Annotated in this window: 19 protein-coding genes; 10 read left to right on the forward strand and 9 right to left on the reverse strand. The window is 72.1% G+C overall.

Annotation, left to right across the window (positions count from 1 at the left end; genetic code table 11):
• The first annotated feature begins 155 nt into the window (after positions 1-155).
• Together pepN and ACTOQ2_RS03185 are read left to right on the forward strand one after the other, a co-directional pair.
• Positions 156-2,723 (forward strand): aminopeptidase N, encoded by a 2,568-nt coding sequence (gene pepN / locus ACTOQ2_RS03180; protein WP_440098139.1) that lies wholly within the window; start codon positions 156-158, stop codon positions 2,721-2,723.
• Positions 2,724-2,914: 191 nt separating this feature from the next.
• Positions 2,915-3,877: a hypothetical protein gene (locus ACTOQ2_RS03185; RefSeq protein ID WP_440098141.1), complete on the forward strand. Its 963-nt coding sequence runs from the start codon at positions 2,915-2,917 to the stop codon at positions 3,875-3,877.
• A 31-nt stretch (positions 3,878-3,908) separates the two neighbouring features.
• Here ACTOQ2_RS03185 and ACTOQ2_RS03190 read toward each other — a convergent pair whose 3' ends face one another.
• The 3 genes from ACTOQ2_RS03190 to ACTOQ2_RS03200 all read right to left on the reverse strand — a co-directional run bounded on the left by ACTOQ2_RS03190 (position 3,909) and on the right by ACTOQ2_RS03200 (position 5,309).
• Positions 3,909-4,505 carry a hypothetical protein gene (locus ACTOQ2_RS03190; RefSeq protein WP_440098142.1) on the reverse strand — a complete coding sequence of 199 codons (597 nt, stop codon included), beginning with the start codon at positions 4,503-4,505 and terminating at the stop codon, positions 3,909-3,911.
• 81 nt (positions 4,506-4,586) lie between these two features.
• Positions 4,587-4,949 (reverse strand): DUF5130 family protein, encoded by a 363-nt coding sequence (locus tag ACTOQ2_RS03195; RefSeq protein WP_362686880.1) that lies wholly within the window; start codon positions 4,947-4,949, stop codon positions 4,587-4,589.
• Between the two features lie 60 nt (positions 4,950-5,009).
• A complete protein-coding gene (locus ACTOQ2_RS03200; RefSeq protein WP_440098144.1) occupies positions 5,010-5,309 on the reverse strand; it encodes a hypothetical protein in 300 nt (99 codons plus the stop codon).
• Between the two features lie 531 nt (positions 5,310-5,840).
• Here ACTOQ2_RS03200 and ACTOQ2_RS03205 point away from each other — a divergent pair.
• The 3 genes from ACTOQ2_RS03205 (at position 5,841) to ACTOQ2_RS03215 (ending at position 9,499) form a co-directional block, all read left to right on the forward strand.
• Complete coding sequence (locus ACTOQ2_RS03205; RefSeq protein WP_440098146.1) at positions 5,841-6,482, forward strand: nuclease-related domain-containing protein; 642 nt, start codon at positions 5,841-5,843, stop codon at positions 6,480-6,482.
• Between the two features lie 614 nt (positions 6,483-7,096).
• A complete protein-coding gene (ilvD, locus tag ACTOQ2_RS03210) occupies positions 7,097-8,935 on the forward strand; it encodes a dihydroxy-acid dehydratase (RefSeq protein WP_440098148.1) in 1,839 nt (612 codons plus the stop codon).
• A gap of 81 nt (positions 8,936-9,016) precedes the next feature.
• Positions 9,017-9,499 (forward strand): helix-turn-helix transcriptional regulator, encoded by a 483-nt coding sequence (locus ACTOQ2_RS03215; RefSeq protein WP_440098149.1) that lies wholly within the window; start codon positions 9,017-9,019, stop codon positions 9,497-9,499.
• A 151-nt stretch (positions 9,500-9,650) separates the two neighbouring features.
• On the opposite strand, the gene ACTOQ2_RS03220 is transcribed toward ACTOQ2_RS03215, so the two are convergent.
• The 3 genes from ACTOQ2_RS03220 to ACTOQ2_RS03230 all read right to left on the reverse strand — a co-directional run bounded on the left by ACTOQ2_RS03220 (position 9,651) and on the right by ACTOQ2_RS03230 (position 11,371).
• Entirely contained in the window at positions 9,651-9,872 is a 222-nt protein-coding gene (locus tag ACTOQ2_RS03220; protein WP_440081265.1) for an FmdB family zinc ribbon protein, read from the reverse strand.
• Positions 9,873-9,904: 32 nt separating this feature from the next.
• Positions 9,905-10,726: a GNAT family N-acetyltransferase gene (locus tag ACTOQ2_RS03225; RefSeq protein ID WP_440098150.1), complete on the reverse strand. Its 822-nt coding sequence runs from the start codon at positions 10,724-10,726 to the stop codon at positions 9,905-9,907.
• A gap of 135 nt (positions 10,727-10,861) precedes the next feature.
• Positions 10,862-11,371 carry an HNH endonuclease gene (locus tag ACTOQ2_RS03230; protein ID WP_329084484.1) on the reverse strand — a complete coding sequence of 170 codons (510 nt, stop codon included), beginning with the start codon at positions 11,369-11,371 and terminating at the stop codon, positions 10,862-10,864.
• A gap of 318 nt (positions 11,372-11,689) precedes the next feature.
• Between ACTOQ2_RS03230 and ACTOQ2_RS03235 the strand changes: the two genes are divergently transcribed.
• From ACTOQ2_RS03235 to ACTOQ2_RS03245, 3 genes are all read left to right on the forward strand, one after another.
• A complete protein-coding gene (locus tag ACTOQ2_RS03235) occupies positions 11,690-13,762 on the forward strand; it encodes a prolyl oligopeptidase family serine peptidase (protein WP_440098152.1) in 2,073 nt (690 codons plus the stop codon).
• A gap of 188 nt (positions 13,763-13,950) precedes the next feature.
• On the forward strand, positions 13,951-14,757 hold the full coding sequence (locus ACTOQ2_RS03240; protein ID WP_440098153.1) for a helix-turn-helix domain-containing protein: 807 nt from the start codon (positions 13,951-13,953) through the stop codon (positions 14,755-14,757).
• A 74-nt stretch (positions 14,758-14,831) separates the two neighbouring features.
• Positions 14,832-15,179, forward strand: coding sequence for a VOC family protein (locus ACTOQ2_RS03245; RefSeq protein WP_440098154.1), 348 nt, complete (start codon positions 14,832-14,834; stop codon positions 15,177-15,179).
• Positions 15,180-15,222: 43 nt separating this feature from the next.
• Here the strand turns inward: ACTOQ2_RS03245 and ACTOQ2_RS03250 are convergent, their stop codons facing one another.
• Both ACTOQ2_RS03250 and ACTOQ2_RS03255 read right to left on the reverse strand, forming a co-directional pair.
• Complete coding sequence (locus ACTOQ2_RS03250; RefSeq protein ID WP_440098156.1) at positions 15,223-15,807, reverse strand: hypothetical protein; 585 nt, start codon at positions 15,805-15,807, stop codon at positions 15,223-15,225.
• Entirely contained in the window at positions 15,800-16,213 is a 414-nt protein-coding gene (locus ACTOQ2_RS03255; RefSeq protein WP_440098157.1) for a hypothetical protein, read from the reverse strand. The genes ACTOQ2_RS03250 and ACTOQ2_RS03255 overlap by 8 nt, the downstream gene beginning before the upstream one ends.
• Before the next feature lie 169 nt (positions 16,214-16,382).
• Between ACTOQ2_RS03255 and ACTOQ2_RS03260 the strand changes: the two genes are divergently transcribed.
• Both ACTOQ2_RS03260 and ACTOQ2_RS03265 read left to right on the forward strand, forming a co-directional pair.
• The gene (locus ACTOQ2_RS03260) at positions 16,383-17,753 is read left to right on the forward strand and encodes a sensor histidine kinase (RefSeq protein WP_440098158.1); all 1,371 of its coding nucleotides are present in this window, start codon (positions 16,383-16,385) and stop codon (positions 17,751-17,753) included.
• Complete coding sequence (locus tag ACTOQ2_RS03265; RefSeq protein WP_440098159.1) at positions 17,750-18,352, forward strand: response regulator transcription factor; 603 nt, start codon at positions 17,750-17,752, stop codon at positions 18,350-18,352. The genes ACTOQ2_RS03260 and ACTOQ2_RS03265 overlap by 4 nt, the downstream gene beginning before the upstream one ends.
• Before the next feature lie 87 nt (positions 18,353-18,439).
• Here ACTOQ2_RS03265 and hypF read toward each other — a convergent pair whose 3' ends face one another.
• On the reverse strand, positions 18,440-20,917 hold the full coding sequence (gene hypF / locus ACTOQ2_RS03270; protein WP_440098160.1) for a carbamoyltransferase HypF: 2,478 nt from the start codon (positions 20,915-20,917) through the stop codon (positions 18,440-18,442).
• Between the last annotated feature and the right edge of the window lie 130 nt (positions 20,918-21,047).

A 21,047-nucleotide genomic window follows, 5' to 3' on the forward strand; every position in this document is an offset into this window, starting at 1 on the left:
TCCACAGGCTTATTAATACCTTGACATGCCTCTTTATTCTCGAATCCGGGTATCAGTCCGCAGGCTGATGCGAAGCGGCGGTCCGCGCCCTTACATGGCAGGATTCAGTCACCCCTTAGCAATGGAGCGGGGGAAGTTGTGAAGAGGGAGCGGTAGTGGCAGGCAATCTGACCCGTGACGAGGCGCGCGAGCGCGCACGGCTGCTCAGCGTGCAGTCCTATGCGGTGGAGCTCGACCTGACCGAGGGTGAGGAGCGCTTCGAGAGCGTCACCACGGTCCGCTTCACCAGCACCCGGCCGGGTGCGGAGACGTTCGTCGATCTGGCCGGCGCCAAGGTGCGCAAGGCCGTCCTCAACGGCGTCGAGCTGGACGTGAGCGGCTACGACCCGGAGGCCGGGCGGCTGCCGCTGCCGGGCCTGGCCGAGACCAACGAGCTGCAGGTGGACGCCGACTGCTCCTACAGCCGCACCGGCGAGGGCCTGCACCGCTTCGTCGATCCGGTCGACAAGAGCGTCTACCTGCACAGCCAGTTCGAGACGGCCGACGCGCACCGGATGTACGCGTGCTTCGACCAGCCCGACCTCAAGGCCTCCTTCGAGCTGACGGTGCTCGCGCCGTCCCACTGGGAGGTCGTCTCCAACGCGGCGCCCGACGCGGCCGAGGAGCTGCCGGAGCACCGCGGCAAGCACGGCGCGCTCCAGGCGGCCAAGCGCTGGCACTTCCCGCCCTCCCCGGTGATGTCGACCTACATCACCGCGCTGTGCGCCGGGCCGTACCACAAGGTGACCTCCGAGCACGACGGCATCCCGCTGGGCCTGTACTGCCGGGCCTCGCTCGCCGAGCACCTCGACGCGGACAACCTCTTCGAGGTGACCAGGCAGGGCTTCGACTTCTTCCACAAGGTCTTCGGCGTCCGCTACCCGTTCGGGAAGTACGACCAGCTCTTCGTGCCCGAGTTCAACGCCGGGGCGATGGAGAACGCGGGCTGCGTGACCTTCCTGGAGGACTACGTCTTCCGCTCGCGCGTCACGGACGCGGTGATCGAGCGCCGCGCCGAGACGATCCTGCACGAGATGGCGCACATGTGGTTCGGCGACCTGGTCACCATGCGCTGGTGGGACGACCTGTGGCTGAACGAGTCGTTCGCCACCTACGCCTCGGTGCTCTGCCAGGCCGAGGCCACCCGCTGGGGCCAGGGCGCGTGGACGACCTTCGCCAACGTCGAGAAGGCCTGGGCCTACCGCCAGGACCAGCTGCCCTCGACCCACCCGATCGCCGCCGACATCGTCGACATGCACGCGGTCGAGGTCAACTTCGACGGGATCACGTACGCCAAGGGCGCCTCGGTCCTCAAGCAGCTCGTCGCCTACGTGGGGCTGGACAACTTCCTGGCCGGGGTCCGCGACTACTTCAACGAGCACGCCTGGGGCAACACCACGCTCGCGGACCTGCTCGGCGCGCTGGAGCGCACCTCGGGACGCGACCTGTCGTCCTGGTCGAAGGAGTGGCTGGAGACCTCCTGGGTCAACACGCTGCGCCCGTCGTTCACCGTCGACTCCGAGGGCCGTTTCCTGGAGTTCGACGTGCTCCAGGAGGCCCCGGCCGACTACCCGACGCTGCGCTCACACCGCGTCGCCATCGGCCTGTACTCCCTGCGCGACGGCGAGCTGGTCCGCGTCAAGCGGGTCGAGCTGGACGTCGTCGGCGCGCGCACCGCGGTTTCCGAGCTGGTCGGCGAGGTCCAGCCGGACCTGGTCCTGATCAACGACGACGACCTGACGTACGCCAAGGTCAGGCTCGACGAGCGGTCGTTGCGGACCGTGACGGAGGGCGGCATCGGCGCCTTCACCGAGTCCCTGCCCCGCGCGCTGTGCTGGTCGGCCGCCTGGGACATGACCCGCGACGCCGAGATGTCCACCCGCGACTACCTCACCCTGGTCGTCTCCAACATCGAGTCGGTCACCGACATCACGGTCGCCCAGACCGTGCTCCGCCAGGCCCGGCTGGCCGTCCAGCAGTACGCCGACCCCGCCTGGCGTGCCCAGGGCCTGGCCCGGCTGGCCTCCGCGCTGCGCGGCCTGGTCACCGCGGCCGCGCCCGGCTCCGACCACCAGCTCGCCTACCTGAACGCGCTGGCGGCCGTGGCCGCCTCCACCGAGGACCTGGCGTTCCTGAAGGGGCTGCTGGACGGCGAGACGGTGCTCGAAGGTCTCACCGTCGACGCCGACCTGCGCTGGACGCTGACCGGCGCCCTGGTCTCCGGCGGCCTGCTCGGCGAGGAGGACGTCGCCCAGGAGCTGCTGCGCGACGCCACCGCGACGGGCGAGCGCTCCGCCGCGCTCTGCCGCGCCGGGATCCCCACGGCCCAGGGCAAGGCGAACGCCTGGGCCGCGATCACCGAGGGCAGGCTGAGCGGCGCGCTGCTCCGCTCGACGATCGCCGGTTTCATGGATCCGCGCCACCCGGACCTGCTGGAGCCGTACGGGGCGAAGTACTTCGAGGAGATCGGCAGGATCTGGTCGTCCTGGAGCTCCGACAGCGCCCAGAACTTCGCGAACGGCTGCTACCCGGCGCTGAACATCTCCCCCGAGACGGTCGCCAGGACCCAGGACCTCATCTCGTCCACCCAGCCGCCGCACGCGCTCAAGCGCCTGCTGCTCGAAGGGGCCGACAGCATCGGCCGTGCCCTGCGCGCCCAGGCCAAGGACGCCTCGGCGGCCTGAGGCCGGCGCGCCCCGCGAGGCCGGTCCCGGTCGCGAAGAAGCCGGACCGGTCTCGCGGGGGCCCGGGGCGAAGCCTTGGCCGGCCCCCGGAAAATACTGGTAGAAATAATCACCAAGCAGGGGAAGTGCCCTGCGGGGCATTTTGCATAGACAACATCTCTGTCGTTCGTGGGTCGTGAGAGGGTAATCACGTGGAATCGGCGCGTGACCTGCTCGTCTCCCTGGCCCGCAGATACGCCTTCGGTGACGTCGGGGCCCTCGCCTCGGGCGTCGTGAAGGACGCCGGCAACATCGAGGCGGCGTGCGAGTTCGGCCAGCGGCTGCTCTCGCTCGACGCGGAGGACTTCGCCGCCGAGGCACGGGCCGTGCCGAGCGATCTACGGCGGCGGGCGCGGGCCTGCACGATGCCGCAGACGCCCCGCGAGCAGCCGCGCGGCGCGCTGGAGTCGCTGCGGCCCGCGTACGGGCTGCTGCTGGAGGTCATCGCGGTCAGGTGGCACCGCCGCGAGCTGAGTCCCATGGTCGCCGCCCTGCACATCGCCAGCGAGTACCTCCCGCTGCTCGCCTTCGAGCCGGTGCTCGGCAGCGCCGGAGACCCGGCGCGCTGGCCGGAGGGCCTCACCGCGCCGGACAGCAGGTTCGGGGTGATCGGCGACCGCGACTGCGACCACACGAGGGCCGAGCAGTCGGCCGTGAACCGGACCCTGCGGGTGGCCGGGGAGCCGGCCGAGGGGTGGCGCGCCTACTTCGACCGCCAGCACAGCCAGGTGGCCGGGGCGCTGGCCACCTGCGTCGCCGACTGCCGCAACCCCTGCACCGCGATGGACTGGGTGGACCCGGAGCGCCGCGACGACCTCACGCTGCGTTCCCGGGTGGCCCTGGCCTTCGCCGACACCCCGCTGGTGCGGTTGCGCCACGCGGCCCCGGTGGGCCACGGGTTCGGCGTGCCCTCCCCCGAGGAGGTCACCGAGGCGTGGGAGCGCAGCCGGACCGCGCTGGCCAAGAACGGCGTGGGCGGCGAGGCGTCCGAGGACGACGGCTTCCCGCTGCCGGGGTTGCCCGCCCTGTTCTCCGCCGTGGCGGGCGTCCCGGTGACGCCCTCGACGCTGCTGACGGACATCAGCACGTACCTGGTGAAGCTGCTCCAGTCCTGATCGGCCGGGCCCGGCCCCGAGGTTCGGAGACTCAGAGCGCGCTGTCGATGAGCAGTGACAGCGCGCAACAGGCGATGGAGAACGTCATGAGCAGGACGCTCCGGCGGATGTAGCGCTGTTTGGCGTCCCCGACGGCGTTGAGCCTCCTGATCTCCAGGACGGCGAGGTCGACCCTGGCCTCGCCGTCGAGGCCGCCCGCGGGCGGTGCCACCCGGTACCCCAGGCGGGGGTCCGGTGCCGGCGGCGGGTCGTCGGCGAACCCCCCGGGGTAGAAGCGGCGCCGCTCCAGGGCCCTGCCCGCGAGCCCGGCCGTACGGCGGTAGAGGGCTCCGGCGAGCACGAGCATTCCCATCAGCCAGAAGAACATGCTCGTCCACCAGAGCCACTCGATCTTGCTGGACAGCTCGCCTGGCCTCCAGTGGCCGTTCAGCAGCCCGACGGCGACGGCACCGGCGGCGGCCCCCGTCGCGAACAGCAGGATGGCCGCCGTCTCATCCTCCCTGCGGACCTTCCTGCGGGCGTCCGCGAGGGTCGCCTGGACGTAGTCGAGAATCCTGTCCGGCTCCCGTTCCGCCGCGGACCTCCTGCGAGAGCGACCCGGCAGCGCGTCCCACACGATCCTCAGCACGAGCCGATTATCCGGGAAAATCATCCTCGTTCCGCCCGGACGGACCGTCCTGAAGATCATTCACTTGGCGGGACTACGGGATCACCTGCGCCGCGACGCCTGGTCGGCGAGCAGCAGAACGCCGGTGACCAGCCCGCCCACCAGATCGCCCAGGCCGAGCACCGCGGCCATCGACGTCGCGGCCACCCGGCACTCGGCGTCGGGCAGCCACTCCCTGGCCAGCGAACCCGTGACGATCTCCAGTGCCCTCCCCCGCTGGTCCACGAAGACGAGCACGGCCCTGTCGGCGTCGGCGCCCAGCGCGGCGTGCAGCCGCTCGGAGAAGTGGCGGCGCGGCCCGATCGCCGGCCCGAGGTAGGCGGCGAAACGCAGCCCGGTGTTCCGCTCCGCGGTGCGCAGGGCCCCGCGGACGTCGTCCCCCTGTGTCGGGGTCAGAGTGAGCATCTCCGCCACCTCGCCTTCACCAGTGCCTTCACCGGTCCGGTGATTCGCCGGTCGGCCGGTTCACCAGGCCGCCGACGCCCCTCCGGTGTGCCGTCCGGGCTCGGAGGTCTCCGCGAGCGCGACCCAGTCGGCCTCCGGCTCCAGGGACCCGGTGGGTCGCCGCCCGGTCAGCACGAGGACGGAGCCGGTGATCCCCCGTTCGCTGCCGAGCGGGCCACCCAGCCAGACCGCACCCGCCGAGGTGCTCCTCGCGGCCTTGTCACGCAGCCTGCCGGGCATCGTCACGAGCAGGGCGATGAGCAGGAACAGGCCGCCGGAGACTCCGACGAGAAAGCCGAAGACCTCGATCGCACTGTCCACACCTCAAAAGTAACCCGGCGCCGACCCCCCGTCGAGAGCTACCGGACGGCGGGTCCGCGCTCGCTCCGTAAACCCCCGCGGGCGGCCTCGATCTGCGACGACACGGAGATCGGCGTGTCGCCGGGTGAGATCTCCCCGCGCCGCGCGGCCGCCGCCGCCCGCTCCGGGGGGTTAAGATCATGAACGTGGGTCACGCCCCGCGCGGCAGGCCCGGAGCACGCGGTCATCCGGAGCGAAAAGTTCCTAAGGTACCCGGTTCATAGCAGTGCCAAGCGGGTGACGGCGGTCACAAAAGTATGAGATACGCAATACTAGGCACCCCCGAGGACGTCAGCTACCGTGAGTTACGTGGATTCCGGTCAGGTACCAGAAGACGGTAACACTACGTCACCGATTTGGGTCAGCGACCGACAGGCCGAGGACCGGCCGACGTCTCGACCCGCCGCGCCAGCGTCTACGTACGCACCTGTCGAGCGCGCCTCGCTGCGCAGCCTGCTCGACCACCCGAAGTACCGCCACCTGCGCCGACGCGTGATCATCTCGGTCGGCGTGGGCGTGCTCGCGGGCGTCCTGCTGGCCAGCTGGCCGCTGGGCCTCAGCGCCGCCGTGGTGGCCGCGATCGTCGACACGGTGCTCCGCGCCCGCTCCAACTCGTCGGTGCCCGCCTGGCGGCGCGCCTCGGTCGCGGAGCGGCGCACGGAGATGCAGCTGAAACGGCTGGAGCGCGGGGGTTACCGCACCCTGCACGCCCGCGCGATCCCCGGCAGCGAGGCCCAGATCGACCATCTGGTCGTGGGCCCCACCGGCGTCTACGCGGTCGACTCCGAGAAGTGGGACAAGCGCCTGCCGGTCCGCGTCCAGTCGCACCGCAAGCTGTTCCATGGCCCGTTCAGCCAGAAGCCCCGCCTCGACGAGGCCCGCTGGGAGGCCTCCCAGGCCGGAGAGCTGATCGGCGCCGAACTGGGCCGCGAGGTCACGATCGTGCCGTCCCTGGCGATCTACGGCCCGGCCATCCCCTGGAAGGTCCTCAACGTCCGCGAGGTCGACGTGTTCGACGGCAGTCGTGTCCGTAAATGGATCACCAAGCGGGAACGCTCACTCACCGACGCCGAGATCGACAGGATCTTCGAGGCCGCCGAGCAGGTTCTGCCCGCGCGCTACCCGGAGAACTGATCCCGGCCGTCCCGCGAGCCCGTTCTCGACCGACCGCCTCCCCCGTCGGGACCGACGGGAGTCCGCCCCGCCACGGCGCTCCGGCCAGGCGACTCCCGTCTCCCCTCCTTCCGGCGCCCTCGCGTGCTTCCCGTGCCCACGGGCGCGCCGGGAGCCCGGCCCCTCCCCGCGCGGGCGTCGCGGCGGGCGATCGGAGGCCTTCCCTCATAAGCGTCGCGGCGTGTGACGGGTGACCGAGGCCCTTCCTGCGCGGACGTCGTGGCGTGTGGCGGGTGACCGAGGCCCCTTCGGCGCGGGCGCCGCTCGTCCCGGGTTCGCCGGGCGCGGAGACCTTCGGTAGTGTCGGGGAACACCCTGGGCCTGTCGGGCCCACCGGCCGCCGCCCCGGTGCCCACCCCGTGCCCCGTCGGCGTTCCGGAACCGTCCCGGACACCGGCGCGGCGCCTCGCCGCCCCCGGCCCCGTCCACCCCGTCTCGTGCGTCGATCATGCTCGTGCGGTGTCGACGGAGCATGTGGTCACCGGCCGGACGTCTCGCGGCGTGGACAGGCGTCTCACGCACCGGGCGATAGCCGTACCATTTGTAGACACGGTTTCGATGATGGGAGAAGCCTTATGCCCGCCCTCAGGTCTCGTACGGTCACTCACGGCAGGAACATGGCCGGGGCCCGGGCCCTGCTCCGGGCGACGGGCGTAGCCGGCGAGGACTTCGGGAAACCGATCATCGCCGTGGCCAACAGCTTCACCCAGTTCGTCCCCGGGCACGTCCACCTCCGCGAGGTCGGCGACGTCGTCGCCGGCGCGATCCGCGAGGCGGGCGCGATCCCGCGCGAGTTCAACACGATCGCGGTCGACGACGGCATCGCGATGGGCCACGGCGGCATGCTCTACTCGCTGCCCAGCCGGGAGCTGATCGCGGACGCGGTCGAGTACATGGTCAACGCGCACTGCGCCGACGCCCTGATCTGCATCTCCAACTGTGACAAGATCACCCCGGGCATGCTGCTCGCCGCCTTCAGGCTCAACATCCCCACGGTCTTCGTCTCCGGCGGGCCGATGGAGGCGGGCAAGACCCCCAACGGCAAGCTCGACCTGATCGACCCGATGATCGCCGCCGCCAACGACGCCGTCTCCGACGCCGAGCTGCTGGAGATGGAGGAGAACGCCTGCCCGACCTGCGGTTCGTGCAGCGGGATGTTCACCGCCAACTCGATGAACTGCCTCGCCGAGGCCATCGGCCTCGCACTGCCGGGCAACGGCACGATCCTGGCCACCCACAAGGCGCGCAGGAAGCTGTTCGAGGACGCCGGCCGCCAGCTGGTGGAGATCACCCGCCGCCACTACGAGCAGGACGACGAGACGGTCCTGCCGCGCGCCATCGCGACCAAGGACGCGTTCGAGAACGCCATGGCGCTGGACGTGGCGATGGGCGGCTCGACCAACACAATCCTGCACATCCTGGCCGCGGCCCGCGAGGCCCAGGTCGACTTCGGGCTGAAGGAGATCAACGAGATCTCGCTGCGGGTGCCCTGCCTGTGCAAGGTCGCCCCCGCCACGGCGAAGTACCACGTCGAGGACGTGCACCGCGCGGGCGGCATCCCGGCGATCCTCGGCGAGCTCGACCGGGCGGGCCTGCTCCACCGCGACGCGTACACCGTCAACGGCGGCACCCTGGGCGACTACCTCGACGGCTGGGACCCCCGGTCGCCGCAGGTGCTGCCCGAGGCGCTGGAGCTGTGGCACGCGGCCCCCGGCAACGTCCGCACCGTCAAGCCCTTCTCCCAGGGCGCCCGCTGGGAGGAGCTGGACCTCGACCGCTCCGAGGGCTGCGTGCGCGACGCCGAGCACGCCTACACCCGCGACGGCGGCCTGGCCGTCCTGTACGGCAACATCGCCACCGAGGGCTGCATCGTCAAGACCGCCGGGGTCGACGAGTCGATCTGGAGGTTCGAGGGCCCGGCCGTGGTCTTCGAGTCGCAGGACGACGCGGTCGAGGGCATCCTCAACAACAAGGTCAAGGCCGGCGACGTCGTGGTGATCCGCTACGAGGGGCCGAAGGGCGGGCCCGGCATGCAGGAGATGCTCTACCCCACCTCGTTCCTCAAGGGCAAGGGGCTGGGCAAGGACTGCGCGCTGGTCACCGACGGCCGCTTCTCCGGCGGCACGAGCGGGCTGTCCATCGGCCATGCCTCCCCCGAAGCGGCCGAGGGCGGCACCATCGCCCTCGTCGAGGACGGCGACCTCGTCGCGATCGACATCCCCGGCCGTTCGATCGAGCTGAAGGTCGCCGAGGAGGAGCTGGCCGCCCGCCGCGAGAAGCTCCTCGCAGACCTGGGCGGCTACCGGCCGCGCGACCGCCAGCGCCAGGTGAGCGCCGCGCTCCAGGCGTACGCCGCGCTCACCACCTCCGCCTCGACCGGCGCCTCGCGCGACCTGTCACAGCTGTCCCGCTGACCTGGGCTTCCTGTCGGGTAGAGATGCCTTACCCGACAGGAAGTTCGAAAAAATGTCGGTACTCGGCCGTATTATCAGGGTATGGCTGATGTCATGAAGCTCACCGCCCCGCTGACGACCGCCGAGATCGCCGCCCTCGCCCTGTCGATGGCACATCTGGGGTCGGGTCCGCAGGCCAACGCCGCCCGCAGCGGTCTGCGCCACGCCTTCGAGCAGATGGAGCTCGACGACGACATCGTCGCCACCACCCTGGCGACCCTCACCGAGCCGATGCCCCCCCAGATCGCCGACCGAGCCCGCACGATCGCCACCGCCATCACCTCAGGCCTCGTCATCCGCCTCCACTACCAGGACGTCTCCGGGCGGGTCACCGTCCGCGACGTCGACCCGGTGACCTGCATGGTCCACCGCGAATACTGGTATCTCGTCGGGATGTGCCGCCTGCGCGGCGCGATCCGGGCGTTCAGGTTCGACCGGATCATCGCCACCGAGCCCACCTTCGTGCCGGCCCGCCCGCACCGGGCCGAGGCGTTCCTGCCCTTCCAGGGCAAGCGCGCCGCCTGACCGCTCGCACACGGCCGATCAGGGAGCAGGCCCGGAGCGGCCGTGGTCATCCGATCTGTCACCCGGCGGCGCGAGCCGACCCGGGTGGCGGATCCCGGCGGGGATTCCCTGCCGCGACGGTTCCGGGCCGGGGCTCCGCCGACGGCGGTGCCTAGCCGCAGCAGCCGCCCCCGCAACACCCGCCGCCACCGCCGGAGGGCCGGGGCGCGGCGGCGGAGCCCGCGGAGCCGCCGGTCACGGCGACCGTGGAGAGCAGTTTGACGGTGTCGTCGTGGCCGTCGGGGCAGAGCGCGGGCTCACCGGAGCGGGCCATCGGGCGGGAGATCTCGAAGGTGGACCCGCAGGCGCGGCAGCGGAAGTCGTATCGGGGCATGACTCCAAGGTTACCCAGATTGCCCGGATCACTCACGCGAAGGTGATGGAGGCGTAGTCGCTGACCGGCCGGTAGCCGATCGCCCGGTAGATCGAGTTGGAGGTGGGGTTGGACAGGTCGGTGAAGAGCAGCACCTCGGTGGCGCCCTCGGCACTCACCTTGGCGCTCACCGCGTGCGAGATCGCGGTGCCGTAGCCCTTCCCGCGAAACTCCGGGGGCGTGTAGACCGGGCCGACCCGGGACATCCCGCCGAGGGGCACGGAGGCCCCGGCGAACGCGACGGGCCGCCCGCCCGCCTCCCACACAATGAGCTCCCGCCTGGCGATCCGGCTGGCCACCAGCGCGGTCAGGCCGACGTGGGCGATGCCTTCCGCCTCGGCCTGGAACTCCTCGCCCCACCGGACCAGGAGGTCGAGATCGGCGGGGCCGGCGACGCGGGAGGCCCCGTCCGCGAGGGGTTCCGGGGAGACCAGCGTGTCGAGCCGGTAGAGGCGTTCGGCGCGGCGCCCCGCCTCGGGCCGCCACCAGGAGGCGGCGAACGCCTCGGCCGGCGGGAGCGGCCCGCTCACACCGGGGATCGCCCTCTCCGCCTCGATCAGGTGGGTGGCCAGCTCGGGCACGACGTCCGCGGGGATCGCCGGGAGCAGGAGGAAGTGGGGAGGCGTCTGGATGGCCGTCGCCACGACCTCGCCGTCGCGCTCCAGCCGTCCCAGCAGCGGGTCGTCGCCCCACATGCCGTTGCGTACGGCACGCAGGACCGTCAGGGGGACGGTGTTGCGAACCGGGTCCCGCAGCAGCCACGGCTCCGCCACGCCCGTGTACGCCTCGACATCGGAGGTGAAGATCCATGTCATGAGGTGATTGTGCCGATCGTGGATCTTCCGCGCCAGCGGATACGGCCTGGCGCGCGGGCATGGCAGGCGTCCGTGGCCACCGCGGCCGCCTCCGGGAAGGCGGCCGCGGCGGGCCCCGTCATCGGACCCCAGCCCTCAGGCCGCGCTCTCCGCGAGGTAGGGCGCCCACTGGGGGTCGCCGACGATGTGCGCGCCGATCAACCGCCAGTGGACGCCGCGTGGCACCACCGGGGCGACGTTGAGCGTCCACCCCAGTTCCTCCAGCATGCGGTCGGCCTTGCGGTGGTTGCACGTCGTGCACGACGCGACGCAGTTCTCCCACGTGTGGGGGCCGCCTCGCGAGCGCGGGATGACATGGTCGATGGTCTCGGCCCGCTGGCCGCAGTAGGCGCACCGGTAGTCGTCCCGGCGCATCAGCGCGGTTCGGGTCAGCGGGATCCGCGACCGGTAGGGGATCCGGACATATCTTCGAAGCCTGATCACCGAGGGGACGTCGAGCGTGCGGCTCGCCGAGCGGAACACGGCGCCCCGCCCGTCACGGTGCACGACGTCCGCCTTCTCCCTGAGCACGAGCACGACGGCCCGGTGCAGGGAGAGCGTGGTCAGGGGTTCGTAGGTGGCGTTCAAGAGCAGGACCTGGCGCATCAGCGAGCCTCTCCCGCCGCACGACACGTCAATCGAGGGGGCACGCCGATGCGTGCCCCGGCTGGCGGCCCCTCCTGGGGCCCGGGCGCTTCCGTCACGAGGACCTCCGCCGGACGGCCCAGCGGATGCTCACCACGGCACCGTCCTTCACCAAGTTTGGCTGCTGCAACGTAGTTCTCGCCACCCATAAATGACTGGAGAGACACCTGATACGTTTTATGCCCGCATTACCAGTTCTTAACTCCTCCCGCCGCAGATCAGATACGCCCCCCGCGCAATGCGCCCGTCCCGTGGTCCTGACGTCGTAGGGTTCCAGCCATGACGCGACAGCCATACCCTCCAGCCAGCCGTCTCGAGCTCGTCGAGGAGCTCCACGGTGTGCCTGTTCCCGACCCCTACCGCTGGCTTGAGGACCCGGACGACCCGGCGACGAAGGACTGGCTGGTGGGGCAGGAGAGACTGCTGGAGACCGAGCTGGACGCCCTTCCCCGGCGTGAGGGCTTCAAGGCCCGGATCGCGGAGCTGCTCGGCTCGGGGTCGATCGGCGCGCCGACGTGGCGCGGGGAGCGGCGGTTCTTCATGCGGCGCACCCCCGGGCAGGAGCACGCCGTGCTCTACACCGTGGACCCCGGCGGCGCCGAGCGGGCACTGCTCGACCCGATGGCGCTGGACCCGACCGGGTTGACCACCCTCGACTCCTGGCAGCCCGACAAGGAGGGCCGCCTGCTCGCATACCAGGTCTCGGTGGGCGGTGACGAGGAGTCGAGCCTCTACCTGATGGACGTCGCGTACGGCGACCGGATCGAGGGGCCGATCGACCGCTGCCGCTACTCCCCCGTGGCGTGGCTGCCCGGCGGTGAGGCTTTTTACTACGTGCGCAGACTGCCCGCCACCGAGGTGCCCGAGGGTGAGGAGCAGTACCACCGCCGGGTCTACCTTCACAGGGTCGGCACCTCCACCGAGGAGGACGTCCTGATCTTCGGCGAGGGCCTGGAGAAGACCAACTACTACGGTGTGGCGGTCTCCCTCGACGGTCGCTGGCTGCAGATCTCCGCCTCCAGGGGTACGGCGCCGCGCAACGACCTGTGGGTGGCCGACCTCCAGGCGTCCTCCCACTCCTCGCCCGAGCTGGTCGTCGTCCAGGAGGGCGTCGACGCCCAGAGCGCCCTGCACTTCGGCCGCGACGGCCGCCTGTACGTCTTCACCGACCGGGAGGCCCCTCGTGCCCGCGTCTGCGTGACCGACCCGTCCGACCCGCGGTTCGAGAACTGGCGCGACCTGATCCCGCAGGACCACGAGGCCGTGCTGACGGACTTCGCGATCCTCGACGACCTCGACCGGCCGGTCATGCTCGTCGGCTGGACCCGCCACGCGATCAGCGAGATCTCGGTGCACGACCTGGTCACCGGCGAGCGCGTCGGCGAGGTGCCGACCCCGGGGCTGGGCACCATCGGCGGCATCAGCGAGCGTCCCGAGGGCGGCCACGAGGCCTGGTTCGGCTACACCGACAACACCATGCCGCCGAGCATTCAGCGCTACGACGCCCGCACCGGCGAGACGACGCTCTGGGCCGCCTCCCCCGGCGCCGTCGAGGTGCCCGCCGTCGACACCGAGCAGGTGACCTACCGCTCGGCCGACGGCAGCGAGGTCCACATGCTGGTGATCTCCCCTCCCGGCGCCGAGGGCCCGCGCCCCACCGTCCTGTACGGCTACGGCGGCTTCGGCATCTCGATGACCCCCGGTTACTCCGCGTCCATCCTGAGCTGGGTCGAGGCGGGCGGCACGTACGCCATCGCCCAGCTGCGCGGCGGCGGCGAGCAGGGCGAGGAGTGGCACCGGGCCGGGATGCTCTCCCACAAGCAGAACGTCTTCGACGACCTGCACGCGGCGGCCGAGCACCTCATCGCCACCGGCGTGACCACGTCCTCGCAGCTGGCCATCTCCGGCGGCTCCAACGGCGGCCTGCTGGTCGGCGCGGCCCTGACCCAGCGCCCCGAGCTGTACGCCGCGGTGGTCTGCTCGGCGCCGCTGCTCGACATGATCCGCTACGAGCTGTTCGGCCTGGGCGCGACGTGGAACGTCGAGTACGGCTCCGCCGAGAAGCCCGACGAGTTCGCCTGGCTGCACTCCTACTCTCCCTACCACCACGTGCGGGAGGGCGTGTCCTATCCGGCGACGCTGTTCACCGTCTTCCAGTCCGACACCCGGGTCCACCCGCTGCACGCCTGGAAGATGTGCGCCGCCCTGCAGCACGCCCAGGCCTCGGATCGGCCGATCCTGCTCCGCAACGAGGCGGAGGCCGGTCACGGGGCCCGCGCGGTGAGCAAGACCGTCGAGCTCGCCGCCGACCAGCTCACCTTCCTCGCCCACCACACCGGGCTGACCTCCTGAAGGCGCGGCAGGACAAGGCTTGAGAGGACGGGGCGAAGAGGCACGGCTCGGCAGGCGCGGCCCGAGAGGCGCGGGTCGAAGTAGTACGGATCGCGGAGGCGCGGGCGCATCCGGGACTCCGGGTGCCCCCCGGCGGTCTCGGCGGTCTCGGCGGCCGGATTGTCGGGGGCGGCGGCTATGGTCGGGGCGTGAACGACGCGGCGGTGGCCGAGGGCCTGACCTTCACGGAGAGCGACCCGGGGGCCTTTCTGCGGCCCCACGTCACACACCTGTCGGCCTACACCGAGCGTCACGCCGATCCCATGGCCCAGCGGCGGCCGCCGTTCGCCGGGGTCGTCATGATCTTCGGGTTCGGTGCGCCGCTCGCGCTGAGCGGCCCCGGGGGGTCCCGGCTGCTGGCCTCCTTCGCCGGTGGCCTGCATGACACCTATGTCGACACCACCACGGCCGGGATCGCCGAGGGGGTGCAGGTCAACCTCACACCGCTCGGGGCCAGGCGGCTGCTCGGGATGCCGCTGCGGGAGCTGACCAACCGGGTGGTCTCCCTGGAGGAGGTGCTCGGCGGCTGGGCCACGACCACGCTCGAGCGGCTGGCGGAGGCCCCCGGCAGGGCCGCCAGGATCGCCCTGCTGGACGGGGCGCTCAGCGGGCGCATCGGCGAGGCGCCGCCGCCCGACCGCCGCGTCGGCTGGGCGTGGCAGCGCCTGGTCGCCACCCGCGGCACGGTGTCCGTGGCCTCGATAGCCGCCGAGCTGGGGTGGAGCAGCCGGCACCTGGTCTCCCGCTTCCACGACCAGATCGGGCTGGCGCCGAAGGTCGCGGCCAGGGTGCTGCGCTTCGAGCACGCCACCGGCCGCCTGAGGTCCGGCATGTCCCTGGCCGACACCGCCGCCGTCTGCGGCTACTACGACCAGGCCCACATGAACCGCGATTTCAGGATCATGGCGGGCGCCACTCCCCGCGAGCTGGTGCCGTCCCCGTGCGTCATCGGGTGATCAGGTCAGATTTTTCCAAGCCTCGACGCTCCCGCCGGTGACATCGTGGTGATCACCGCAGGGGAGGAGAGAGCATGCGAACGGTGTATCCGCTGGTCCATTACCGCGACCCGGGCAAGGCCGTCGACTGGCTGGTCCAGGCGTTCGGGTTCGAGGTCCACGAGCTCGTCACGACCGCCGACGGGGGCGTCGGTCACGGCGAGCTGATTGTCGGCACTGGAATGATCATGACCGGTACGGGCGAGCCCGGCGGGCCCGGGATCTACGTCGTCGTGGACGACCCCGACGCCCACCACGCCAGGGCCGTCGCGGCCGGGGCGGAGATCACCAGTGAGCCGGCCGACAAGGACTACGGCTCGCGCGATTACGCCTGCAGGGATCCGGAGGGCAACGACTGGTACTTCGGAACGTACCGGCCCTGACGGTTTCGGGTGGCGTGCGCGGGTCCGGACCCGCGCACGCCACTCATGCGAGGAACACGAGCTGCGCGGCGAGGAGGATGTCGAAGACGCCGCACCACTCCGCGTACGAGCGCGACACGACCGCTTTCCTCCTGAGATGGACGAAGTCCCAGAGGCCGTGCAGGAACCAGCCGGCCGCCACCAGATAGCGGCCCAGGTCGGGCTCCACGACCAGCGCGGCCAGCGCCAGCGCCCCGAACCCGATCATCCCCAGGGCCTGCGCCCGGAACTCGCCCGAGCGGCGCAGGTCACCGGCGACGACGCCCCACACCATGACAGCCAGCGCCAGGGCGGCGAACACGACCGGTACGGCGACCACGTCCAGTACCCGAAGGACCAGGTAGAGGACGACGAGGACGAGGAGCAGCGGCCACGACGCCTCCGGCCGCCGGATCTTGGCCACCAGGAGATAGAGCAGGGCCAGCAGCGGGAGGATCTCGGCGAGCGAGGTGACCTCCCCCGTCGAGGAGCCCGCGGCCAGCCTCGCCGCCAACAGCCCGACGGCGAGGGCGATCGGCCAGCGCCGCAGCACGGCCTTCCAGCGGGAACGGCTCGTCGTGACGCCAGACCTCGTCGTGACATCAGACACGGGAGGGACCTCCGTACTCGTCGCGGCGGCGGAGCATCACCAGGAGCATGAGCGGGAGCATCACGACGTGCTCCAGCAGGAGGAGCGCGTCGCCCGAGATCACGCCCGTCCACAGCAGCGGGAGCAGCGCGAGGGCGGGGACGATCATGAATGCGGCCATCTCCAGCGTCGCGGCCCAGCCGTGGCCCCGGTAGCGCATCCAGACGATCATCCCGGCGGACATGTCGACGGCCATCTCCAGGGCTACCACCTCCGGTCTCGCCGGGAACTCCAGGCCCGCGAGCGCCAGGCCGGCGCGCACGGCGGCGCCGAACACCGCCATGCCGACGACCATCGCCGCGAGCATCTCCAGATAGTGGCGAAAGAAGGGCCACCAGCCGTGGGTATGGGCGGCTCTCGCTGTCATGTCGCTCCTCCGTGGTACGGGGTTGGGGTATGCGACACCAGACTGCGGGAGGGCAGAAGCCGCCAGTAGTGCCGAAACGGCAGGTCCCCGCATGGTCATGTCACGAAATCTCGTGACATTTGTCATTGGGGTGCTCCATACCCCCGATGGCGCGGGGGACAATGACCGCGTGCGTGACAGGCCGAGCGAGCGCGGGACGGGACTGAGCGGTTTCCGCCGCTACACGTGGTGGAGCCTCACCGGGAGCATCACGGTCTCCCTGGTGCTCTTCGTCAGGGCCTGGGCCATGGACGAGGGCGTGGCCCCCTGGGTCAGGGGCGTCACCGGCCTGGCCCTGGCCGTGCTGGTCGTGGCCGTCATCGTGCTGTTCGGCCGCCGGCTGCCGCGCTCACCCGGCGAGGCGCGGGACCGGGCCGGCGCCTCGGGTACGCGCGAAGGGACCGGCGGGCCGCCGGTGGGCTGGTTGGTGGCGGGGGGCCTGGCGGCGGCCGTGCTGGGCGCGGTCCCGCTCGCCCTGCGCGACGACGGGCTGTGGGCGGTGGCCCCGGCGGTGATGGTGTCGATCACCGCGATGTTCCTGCGGCCGGCGCACCGGCGTACCCTCATCGCCGGCGCGGTGGTCGTCGCGGCGGCGCTCGGCGGGTCCGTGGCCCTCGCCTCGGGGAACGGCGAGTGGCTCCTCGCGGGGGCCTTCCCCGCCGGCATGGTCGCCTCCGTCGCCTGGATGGCGCTGGGCACGCTGTGGGCCTGGGACGTCGCCGACCGGCTGGACCGGGCACGGCTCCTGGCCGCCGAGGTGGCGGTCAAGGACGAGCGGCTGCGGTTCGCCGCGGACCTGCACGACATCCAGGGACACCACCTGCAGGTGATCGCGCTGAAGAGCGAGCTGGCCGAGAGGCTCGCCGAGGCCGCCCCCGTCCGGGCCGCCGCGGAGATGCGGGAGGTGCGGCGGCTGGCGGCCGACGCGCTCCGCGACACGCGTGCCGTGGTGCAGGGATACCGGCGCACGACCCTGGAGGACGAGATCGCCAACGCCGCGAAGGTGCTGGCCGCCGCCGGCATCGACACGGGCGTGGACCACGGCCCGGCCACCGGGGCGGACACGCTGCCGGAGCCCGCCCGCCACGTCCTTGGCCTGGTGATGCGCGAGGCCACCACCAACGTGCTGCGCCACAGCCGGGCCCGCCGGGCGCACATCGCCTACGACGTCGAGGACGGTCGTGCCCGCCTCCGGGTCGGCAACGACGGCGTCGAGGACGGTCGTGCCCGGCAGGAGGGCGAGGGCCCGGCGGGTGACGGCGCCCGGCCGGAGGGCGATGACGAGGGCGTGACGGGTGGTGGTGCCCGGCGGGGGGCCGGTGGCGACGCCGAGCGGCCCGGGGCGGGGACGGGCGCCGGCACCGGTCTGCGCTCCCTGGCAGAGCGGCTGGAGCGGGCCGGCGGCACGCTGGGCTGGCGATGCGAGGGTGACCGGTTCGAGGTGGTGGCCTCGCTGCCCGCCGACGCGCGCGCGTACCCGGCCGAGGCGGGCGCGCGGTGATCCGGCTGCTGATCGCCGACGACGAGGACCTCATCAGGGGAGCCCTGGCGGCACTGCTCGCGCTGGAGGATGACCTGGACGTCGTCGCCGAGGCGGCCACCACCACGGACGCGGTGCGCCTGGCACGCGAGCGGCGGCCGGACATCGCCGTACTCGACCTGGAGATGCCGCCCGCCGACGGGCTGCGCGCCGCGCAGGCGATCCGCGCAGAGCTGCCCACCCGGATCGTCCTCGTCACCCGGCACGCCCGGCCCGGCGTGCTGCGCCGCGCCCTGGCGGCGGGGGTGAGCGGGTTCGTGCCCAAGACCACGCCCGCCAGCCGGCTGGCCGAGATCATCCGCGACGTCGCCGCGGGCCGGCGCTACGTGGACCCGGACATCGCCGCCTCCGCCCTGTCGGAGGACGACTGCCCGCTGTCCGAACGGGAGCTGGAGGTGCTGCGGGCCTCACGGACGGGCGCCTCGATTAACGAGATCGCGGCGCAGGTCCACCTCGCCCCCGGCACGGTGCGGAACTACCTTTCCGCGGCCATGGCCAAGCTCGGCGCCGGCTCCCGCCACGCCGCCGCGCACCGCGCCTGGGAGGAGGGCTGGATCTGACCGGCACCGGGCAGATCGTGACGGCCGGCCACGACCCGCGCGATCCACATCTCCCGGCCACCGTGCCCCCGCCGTGACGACACTTCCCTAGACGAGGCCGAGGGTGTCGCGGGCCGCGGCCACGGCGGCCTGGCCGAAGCTGACGCCGCCGTCGTTCGGGGGGACGGCGCGGTGGGTCAGGACCCGGAAGCCGCGGAGCCCGAGGGCGGCGACGAGGCCCTCCAGCAGCAGCCTGTTCTGGAAGACCCCTCCCGACAGGGCGACCGTGCCGAGGCCGGTGTCCTCGCGGAGCCGCGCGCACACCCGGGCGGTGGCGGCGGCGAGCCCGTTGTGGAAGCGGGCCGAGACGAGCGCCGGAACCGCCCCGGCGCGCGTGTCCTCGACGACCGCCCGGACGAGGTCCGTGGCCTGGATCGTCACGAGTGCCCCCTCGTCGACGGCCCTGGCCGAATAGGCGCCCTTCTCCGCGGGGTCGGCGCACTGTTCCAGGGCGATCGCGGCCTGTCCCTCGTATGTGGCGGTGTCGCGGAGTCCGAGGATCGCCGCCACCGCGTCGAACAGGCGCCCGGCGCTGGAGGTGAGGGGGGAGTTCGTCCCGGCCCCGGCCACCGCGACCACCTCGTCCCAGCGCGAGCCGTGACGGGCCCTGACTGGTAGGTTCCCGGGAAGCGTGTCACCGTACGCCGCGTACAGGTGCGCGGCCGCCATCCGCCAGGGCTGCCTGATCGCCGCGGTGCCACCGGGCATCGGCACCCGGGCCAGGCACCCGGCGCGGGTGAAGCCCGCCAGGTCGGCCACCAGGAACTCGCCGCCCCAGATGGTGCCGTCGGTGCCGTAGCCGAGGCCGTCGAAGGCCACCCCGATGACCGGGCCGGTCTCCCGGTTGTCGGCCAGGCAGGAGGCGATGTGCGCGTGGTGGTGCTGGACCCCGGTCAGGTCCACCGATCCCGGCACCTCCAGGTCGAGGGCGTACTTGGTGGACAGGTATTCGGGGTGGAGGTCGTGGGCGACCAGCCCCGGGGTGATGCCGAGCAGGCGCCGGAGGTGCTCGATCCCCTCGGTGAAGGAGCGCAGCGTCTCGTAGTTCTCCAGGTCGCCGATGTGGTGGGAGAGGAAGGCGTGCCCCTGTCTCGCGAGGCAGAACGTGCTCTTCAGCTCGGCGCCGCAGGCGAGCACGGCCCGCCGGGCGGGCGGTGAGAGCCGCAGGGGCTCCGGGGCGTACCCCCGGGATCTGCGCAGCGGCACCGTCCTCCCTCGCGCGGCGAGGAGCACGGAGTCGTCGGCGCGGACGTGGATCGGCCGGTCGTGGGTCAGGAAGGCGTCCGCGACCCCGGCGAGCCGGGCGAGCGCGTCGCCGTCGCGGTAGGCGATGGGCTCGTCGGAGAGGTTTCCGCTGGTGAGCACGTACGGGCGGGCGAGTTCGGCGGCGAGCAGGTGGTGGATCGGCGTGTACGGCAGCATGAGGCCGAGGCGGCGGTCGCCCGGCGCGACGGCCCCGGCCACCGCGGCTCCGGGGCGGCGGGGCAGCAGCACGATCGGGCGCCGGGAGCCGGTGAGCAACCGTTCCCCCTCGGCGTCCAGCTCGCACAGTGCCCGCGCGGCACGCAGGTCGGGGACCATGACCGCGAACGGCCTGTCCTCGCGGTGCTTGCGGGAGCGGAGGGTCCGGGTGGCCTCCTCGTCGGTGGCGTCGACCGCCAGGTGATACCCGCCGAGCCCCTTGACGGCCAGGACGCCGCCCGCTCGCAGCACCTCCACCGCGGCCGCGATCGGATCGGCACCGCCGCCCGGGCCGGCACCGGGACGACCGGCGTGCGAGCCGTCGCCCTCCCGGTCACGGGGATGCGGGCCGTGGGCGTACGAGCCGTCGCCGCCCCGGCCACGGGGGTCCGGGCCGTCGCAGGGACGACCGGCGTCCGGACCGTGGGCAGGCGAATCCTCGCCGCGAAGGTCGCCTTCGAGAAGGCCGCCGTCGAGAAGACGAAGGACCGGGCCACAGGCCGGGCAGCAGATCGGCTGGGCGTGGAACCTGCGGTCCGACGGGTCGAGATACTCCCTCTCGCACTCCCCGCACATGGCGAACCCGGCCATCGTGGTTGCGGGCCGGTCGTAGGGGACGTCCCGGATGATGGTGAACCTCGGCCCGCAGTTGGTGCAGTTGACGAAGGGGTGGCGGTGACGCCGGTCGGCGGGGTCGAACAGTTCGGCCAGGCAGTCGTCACACGTCGCGACATCGGGTGAGACAAGGGTGACGCGCCGGGTCCCCCCTCGGCTGGCCGCGATACGGAACCCCCGGTCCCCGCACGCCGGTATCGCGGTGGCCGTCACGCGGTGGATCGCCGCCAGCGGCGGGGCCTGGTCCCGCAGGGCCTCCCGGAAGCGCGCGACGTCGCCGGGCTCCCCCTCGGCCTCGATGAACACGCCCCGGTCGTCGTTGCCCACCCACCCGGACAGCCCCAGGCGCCGCGCCAGGGAGTGGACGTGGGGGCGGAATCCCACCCCCTGCACGATTCCCTCGACCCTGATCCTGACCCGGATCCGTGCCCGTGCGCGTCCCGTGCCCATCCCGCCATCCTTCCCGCGACCGGCGGGAACGCCTCGGGGGCTCGCATGATCTGGACGGGAAGGTTACGTCAATGATCAGAGCTTTGCCGTTGGTTGTCGAGCCGAGGGTGTCGGGCCTGAAAGGGCCAAT

This window comes from Streptosporangium sp. H16, from assembly GCF_051918855.1.
Classification (GTDB): domain Bacteria; phylum Actinomycetota; class Actinomycetes; order Streptosporangiales; family Streptosporangiaceae; genus Streptosporangium.

What these genes read in the sequence shown, in the direction of transcription:
- ACTOQ2_RS03245 (WP_440098154.1), top strand. Translation starts at nt 14,832, where the DNA reads ATGCGAACGGTGTATCCGCTGGTCCATTACCGCGACCCGGGCAAGGCC.
- ACTOQ2_RS03255 (WP_440098157.1), bottom strand. Translation starts at nt 16,213, where the DNA reads ATGACAGCGAGAGCCGCCCATACCCACGGCTGGTGGCCCTTCTTTCGC.
- ACTOQ2_RS03225 (WP_440098150.1), bottom strand. Translation starts at nt 10,726, where the DNA reads ATGACATGGATCTTCACCTCCGATGTCGAGGCGTACACGGGCGTGGCG.
- ilvD (WP_440098148.1), top strand. Translation starts at nt 7,097, where the DNA reads ATGCCCGCCCTCAGGTCTCGTACGGTCACTCACGGCAGGAACATGGCC.
- ACTOQ2_RS03215 (WP_440098149.1), top strand. Translation starts at nt 9,017, where the DNA reads ATGGCTGATGTCATGAAGCTCACCGCCCCGCTGACGACCGCCGAGATC.
- ACTOQ2_RS03235 (WP_440098152.1), top strand. Translation starts at nt 11,690, where the DNA reads ATGACGCGACAGCCATACCCTCCAGCCAGCCGTCTCGAGCTCGTCGAG.
- ACTOQ2_RS03230 (WP_329084484.1), bottom strand. Translation starts at nt 11,371, where the DNA reads ATGCGCCAGGTCCTGCTCTTGAACGCCACCTACGAACCCCTGACCACG.
- hypF (WP_440098160.1), bottom strand. Translation starts at nt 20,917, where the DNA reads ATGGGCACGGGACGCGCACGGGCACGGATCCGGGTCAGGATCAGGGTC.
- ACTOQ2_RS03195 (WP_362686880.1), bottom strand. Translation starts at nt 4,949, where the DNA reads ATGCTCACTCTGACCCCGACACAGGGGGACGACGTCCGCGGGGCCCTG.
- ACTOQ2_RS03220 (WP_440081265.1), bottom strand. Translation starts at nt 9,872, where the DNA reads ATGCCCCGATACGACTTCCGCTGCCGCGCCTGCGGGTCCACCTTCGAG.